The 5595-nt window shown below is 77.1% G+C and carries 3 protein-coding genes; 1 reads left to right on the plus strand and 2 read right to left on the minus strand.

The annotated features are described in order from the left end of the window. Positions 1-184: 184 nt before the first annotated feature. Positions 185-925, minus strand: a complete 741-nt coding sequence (locus IE312_RS11365; protein WP_189980820.1) for an SDR family NAD(P)-dependent oxidoreductase — start codon at positions 923-925, stop codon at positions 185-187. Between the two features lie 102 nt (positions 926-1027). On the opposite strand from IE312_RS11365, the gene IE312_RS11370 reads away from it, so the two are divergent. Continuing rightward, entirely contained in the window at positions 1028-1417 is a 390-nt protein-coding gene (locus IE312_RS11370) for a MerR family transcriptional regulator (protein ID WP_189980821.1), read from the plus strand. Positions 1418-1431: 14 nt separating this feature from the next. Here the strand turns inward: IE312_RS11370 and IE312_RS11375 are convergent, their stop codons facing one another. Then, a complete protein-coding gene (locus IE312_RS11375) occupies positions 1432-5418 on the minus strand; it encodes an AfsR/SARP family transcriptional regulator (protein WP_189980823.1) in 3987 nt (1328 codons plus the stop codon). Between the last annotated feature and the right edge of the window lie 177 nt (positions 5419-5595).

A 5595-nucleotide genomic window follows, 5' to 3' on the forward strand; every position in this document is an offset into this window, starting at 1 on the left:
GTGCTCTGTCAGAGCTCTGTCAAGGGCTGTCAGGGAATGTCACGCCGGGCAAGAAGTGCGAATTCTTGCTGGGGTTCCGGCACTTGTGGCCGGTCGCTCGTCGTGCGCCGGAAAACGGGAAAGCCCCCGCCGGCTGGGCCGGCGGGGGCTCGGGGCGGGGGCCGTCGCTGCGGACGGGCCCGGGTCAGGCGGTGTAGCCGCCGTCCACGGCGAGGGAGGTGCCGGTGATGTAGCGGCCGGCGGGCCCCGCCAGGTAGAGCACCGCCTCGGCGATGTCCTCGACCCGGCCGTACCGGCCGAGGGCGGTGAGGGAGGCCTGCCACTCGGCGGAGTCGCCGTCGGCGGGGTTCATGTCGGTGTCGATGGGGCCCGGGTCCACCAGCGTGGCGGTGATCCCGCGCGGGCCCAGCTCGCGGGCCAGCCCCTTGGTCAGGCCCACGAGCGCGGTCTTGGCCGTCGCCTGGAGCACGAAGTTCCCCGCGGGGACACGGCCGTTGAAGCAGGAACCGATGCTGATGATGCGCCCGCCGTCACCCATGTGCCGGGCGGCCGCCTGCGCGGCCAGGAACACCGACCGGACGTCCGCGGACAGCACCTTGTCCAGGTACTCGGGGGTCACCTCGTCCAGCGGGCCGTAGGCGAGGAAGCCCGCGTTGTTCACCAGGATGTCGATGCCGCCCAGTTCCCGGACGGTCTGCTCCACGGCCTCGGCGGCGTCGTTCGGCCGGGTCAGGTCGGCCCGGACGACGGCGGCCCGGCCGCCGTCCGCCTCGATCGCCTTGGCGACCTCGCGGGCCTGGTCCTCCGCCTGGACGTAGGTCAGCGCGACCGCCGCTCCCGCGTCGGCCAGCCGCTTCACCACCGCCGCGCCGATACCGCGGCTGCCGCCGGTCACCAACGCCACTTTGCCGGTCAGGTCACTCATCGGTGCTTCCTCCGTGGACGGTTCGAAGTTCGTCGTACCGCTACGCTAGAAGTTGACACCGGTGTGAGGTTCAAGTCCCGCACGGACACAGGGGGTCGGAGCATGCGGATCGGTGAACTGGCCAGGCGCAGCGGGGTGAGCGAGCGGTCGCTGCGCTACTACGAGGCGCAGGGCCTGCTCCAGGCGGAGCGGACCCCCGGCGGCCACCGGGACTTCGGCGAATGGGCCGTCGACCGGGTGATCCGCATCCAGGCCCTGTACGCGGCGGGCCTGAACAGCAAGAAGATCGCCCAGCTGCTGCCGTGCATGCGCGACGGCGACGGCACGCCGAGCGCCGGCGCGACGCCCCGGCTCCTCGACGAACTCACCGCCGAGCGGGACCGGCTCGACCGGATGATCGCCGACCTGGTCCGCTCCCGCGACGTCCTCGACGGCATCATCGGCACCGCGTCGACGGGGCTGGGCGTGGCCGCCCTCTCCGGCGGCGCCTGAGCCGCCCGGGCGGCTCAGGCGGCCTGGTCCGCCAGTGCGGCCAGGGTGGTGCGGGCGTGGCGCTCCGCCTCGGCGGGGCCCAGCCGCGTCCCCCGCTCGAACGCCTCGGTGAAGCCGCGCCGGCCCAGGACGGCGCGGGCCGCCGCGGTGACACGGTCGACGTCGCCGCGTTCGGCGGCCGGCAGGGGCGCGCCGACGCTGCGGCGCGCGGCGTGGGCGGCGCCGAGCAGCAGGGCCGCGCAGGCGGCACCGGACCGGTCGCCGCCCAGCGCGGCCGTACCGGCGAGCCCCTCCAGGCTCAGGGCGAGGGCGCGCGGCTCCCCCAGCGCGTGGGCGATCCGCAGACTGCGCAGGTGGTGGGCGGCCGACCGGGCGGCGTCGCCACGCAGTTCGGCGAGGAAGCCGAGTTCGGCGTGGAGCAGGTGGTAGCCGGCCGGCGAGGAGACGTCGGCGTGGGCGTCGCGGATGCGCAGCAGGTGCGCCTCGGCCGCGTCGATGTCACCGGAGCGGCGCGCACCGAGCGCCAGCCCCATGTCGGCGTGGATCTCGCCGTACTTGTAGCCCTGGTCCACGGCGATCCGGCGGGCCTGCTCGTGCAGGTCCCGGGCGCGGTCGAAGTCCCGGGCGAGCAGCGCGAGCCGGCCGAGCCCGGACAGCCGGGCCGACACCTCGGCCTCCAGGCTCAACTCCCGTGCGATCTGCAGCCCTTCGTGCTGGCGGTGCGCCGCCTGCTCGTACTCGCCCCTGATCTCGGCGAGCGCGGCGAGCGGTGAGACGGTCTGCAGTTCGCCCCACCGGTCGCCCAGGCCGCGGAAGAGGGCGCGGCTGCGCTGTCCGTCGCGGGCCAGGCCGTCCAGGTCGCCGCGGACCAGGGCGAGTGCCGCCCGCAGGCCCAGCGCGGCGGCGATCCCCCACTGCTCGTCCGCGGCCTCGAAGTGGATCAGCGCACGGGTGTTCAGGGCGCGGCTGCCGTCCAGGTCGCCGACGCTGAACCGGCCGTAGGCGTTGAGCCACAGCGCCCGGGCGCGGCGCACCGGGTCGGGTACGGCGTCGGCGTGGCAGGTGACCGTACGCTCCCCGGTCAGCAGTACGAAACCGCTGTGCAGCAGCGCGAGTTCGGGGTCGCAGCGGCCGGCGGTCGCGGTGAGGACGGCGGCCAGGGCGCGGCGGGCCTCGGTGAGGCGGCCGCGCAGCAGCCACCACCAGGACAGGGCGGTGGCGAGCCGCACGGCCTCCTCGCTGTGCCCCTCGGCGGCACGGCGCACCGCCTCGTCCAGGGCGGCGCGCAGGTTGCACGCCTCGGTGTCCAGGCGGGTCAGCCAGTCCCGTTGCCGCGGACCGCGCAGCCGCCGCTCGGCGTGCTCGGCGAGCGCGAGGTAGTGCCGCAGGTGGCGTTCGCGGGTCGCGGCCTCGTCGGCCGTCTCCCGCAACCGCTCGGCCGCATAGGCGGCGACGGACTCCAGGAGGCGGTAACGGGGGCCGGCCGGGCCGTCCGCGACGACGACCAGGGACTTCTCGACGAGCCGGGTGACGAGGTCGAGCACCGCCCCGCGGGCCACGCCCGGGCCCGCGCACACCGCCTCCGCCGCGTCGAGGCCGCAGCCGTCGCGGTGCGCCGCGAGGCGGCTCAGGACGAGGCGTTCGGGCGCGCTCAGCAGCTCCCAGCTCCAGTCGATCACCGCGCGCAGGGTCTGCTGCCGGGCGGGCGCCCCCCGCTGCCCGGAGGTCAGCACCCGGAACCGGTCACCGAGCCGGGCCGCCAGCTCCCGTACGCCAAGGGCGCGCACCCGGGTCGCCGCGAGCTCCAGGGCGAGCGGGATGCCGTCCAGGCGGCGGCAGATCTCGGCCACCGCGGCGTGGTCGGCCGCCGCGCCCGCACCGGTGCCGCCGGGCTCGCCGGGGTCCGGCCGGAAGCCGGGCGCGCGGGCGGCGGCCCGCTCGGTGAACAGGCGGACGGCGTCCGGGGTGGGCAGCGGTTCGACCAGGAACACGGTTTCCCCGGCCAGGGCGAGGGGTTCCTGGGTGGTGGTGAGGACGCGCAGGTGCGGGGCGCCGCGCAGGAGGAGCGCGACGAGCTCGGCGGCGGCCGCGACGACGTGCTCGCAGTTGTCCAGCACGAGCAGGGTACGGCGGTCGCGCAGGGCGGCGGTCAGCCGCCGCACCGGGGAGGTGGCGCCGGTGCCGGTGGCGGGCGGTACGGAGGGGGTGTCGTCCCGGATGCCGAGGGTCGCGGCGACGAGGTCCGCGAGGTCGTCGGCGGTGGCGTCGCGGACGCCCGCGAACTCGACGAACCAGGCCCCGTCGCCGGCGACCTCCTGCGCGGCGGCCACCGCCAGCCGTGTCTTGCCCACCCCGCCGGGTCCGGTGAGCGTCACCAGGCGCTGCGTGCCGAGCAGCCGGGAGAGCCGCGCGAGCACCTCTTCCCGTCCGATGAGGGCGGTGAGGGGAACGGGCAGATTACCGGGACCGGACACGGGCCCCGCGGACGCGGGCGCGGAGGCGGAGGCGGGCGCGGAGGCGGAGGCGGGCGCGGAGGCGGAGGCGGTGGGTACGGGTGCGGTCCGCGGGGGCAGCGGCGCGGGGTGGGAGTCCTCGGGGTCCGAGGTCGCGGGGTGGGAGGCCTCGGGTCGCGGAGAGGCGGGGTACGGCACGCCCGGGTGCGGCGACCCGGAGTACGGCGCTCCGGCGCCCGGCGGTCCGGCAGGCGGCGGCGCGGCGTGGGGGGATCCGGCCTGCGGCGCTCCGCCGTGCGGCGGCTCGCGATGTGCCGGGCCAGCGGGCGGCGGCACGGCCCGGCCGGCCGGACCGGGAAGACCGGCACGACCGGCCGGAGCCGCGGTGCCGTCCCGACCTGCCTCGGCCTGGACGGCAGCGGGGCCCACCCGGGCCGGCACACCGGCGGAACCGGCCGGGGCCGGTACGCCGGCCGGCCCGGTCGGAACCCGTACACCGGCGTCCCCCGCCGGCACCCCCGTGCCGGCGGCCCCGACGGGCACCTCTGCATCGGCGGCCCCGACGGGCACCTCTGCATCGGCGGCACCGGCCGGCGCCCCCACGTCGGCAGAACCAGTCGGCGCCCCCAAGTCGGCGGCCCCAGCCCGCACCCCCACGTCGGCGGAACCGGCCGAAGCCGGTGCGGCACCCGGGCCCGCCGGAGCGCCTGCGCCGGCGGATCCGGCCGGGACGGTACCGGAGCCGGGCGCGGGCGGGGTCGTGGCCGGGGCGGACGGGGCCGTGGTGTGGTCGGGACGGACCGGCGCGGCGGGGTCCAGGGCCGGATCCTGACGGAGCATCGCCCGGTGCAGCGCGCTCACCGCGGGGCCCGGGCAGGCGCCCAGCTCGTCGGCGAGACGGATGCGCAGGTCCTCGTACGACGCGAGCGCCTCCCCCTGGTGGCCGGCCCGGTACAGGGCCCGCATCTGCACCGCCCGCAGCCGCTCCCGCAGCGGATGCTCGGCCACCAGCGCGGCCAGCTCCCCGGCGAGCAGCAGGTGGTCCCCCGCGGCGAGGCGGGCCTCGGCCCGCTCCTCCAGCACGGCCAGCCGTTGTTCCGCCAGGCACTCCCGGGCCGCCCGGGCGAACTCCGCGTCGGCGAAGTCCGCGTAGGCCGGCCCCCGCCACAGTCCGAGCGCCTCGCCGAGCAGGGCCGCCCTCGCCCGTGGGTCGGTGACGGAGCGGGCCTGGGCGACGAGGCGGCCGAACCGTGCGGCGTCCACGTCGTCGGCCGGGTCGAGCCGCAGCCGGTACCCCGGGGGCTGCCGCACCAGCCGCTCGCGGCCCAGTACCCGGCGCAGTTGGGAGACCTTGGCCTGCAGCGCGCCCGCCGGGTTGCCGGGGAGGCGGTCGCCCCACAGGTCGTGGATGAGGCGGTCGGCGGAGACGGGACGGCCCTCGTGCGCGAGCAGATCGGCGAGCAGCGCGCGCACCTTGGTCTCGGCGACCCGTACCGGCTGCCCTTCGTCGTCCCACACCGCGAGTGGTCCGAGCACCCCTAACCGCATGTACGCCACCGTACCCGTTGGGTGAACGCGCCAGGCAGGTAAGGCATCGGATCGTCTCGTTCAGCCCCGCGCCGGAAGCTTTTCCGAAGCTTTCCCGAAGTGGCCGGGCGCACCGTGGGCGGTGTCGCGACGGACCCCCCTCTCCCGCCGTGGCGCCCGGCACCGCCCCCCCCCCCC

The sequence above is a fragment of the Streptomyces capoamus genome (assembly GCF_014654935.1).
Classification (GTDB): domain Bacteria; phylum Actinomycetota; class Actinomycetes; order Streptomycetales; family Streptomycetaceae; genus Streptomyces; species Streptomyces capoamus.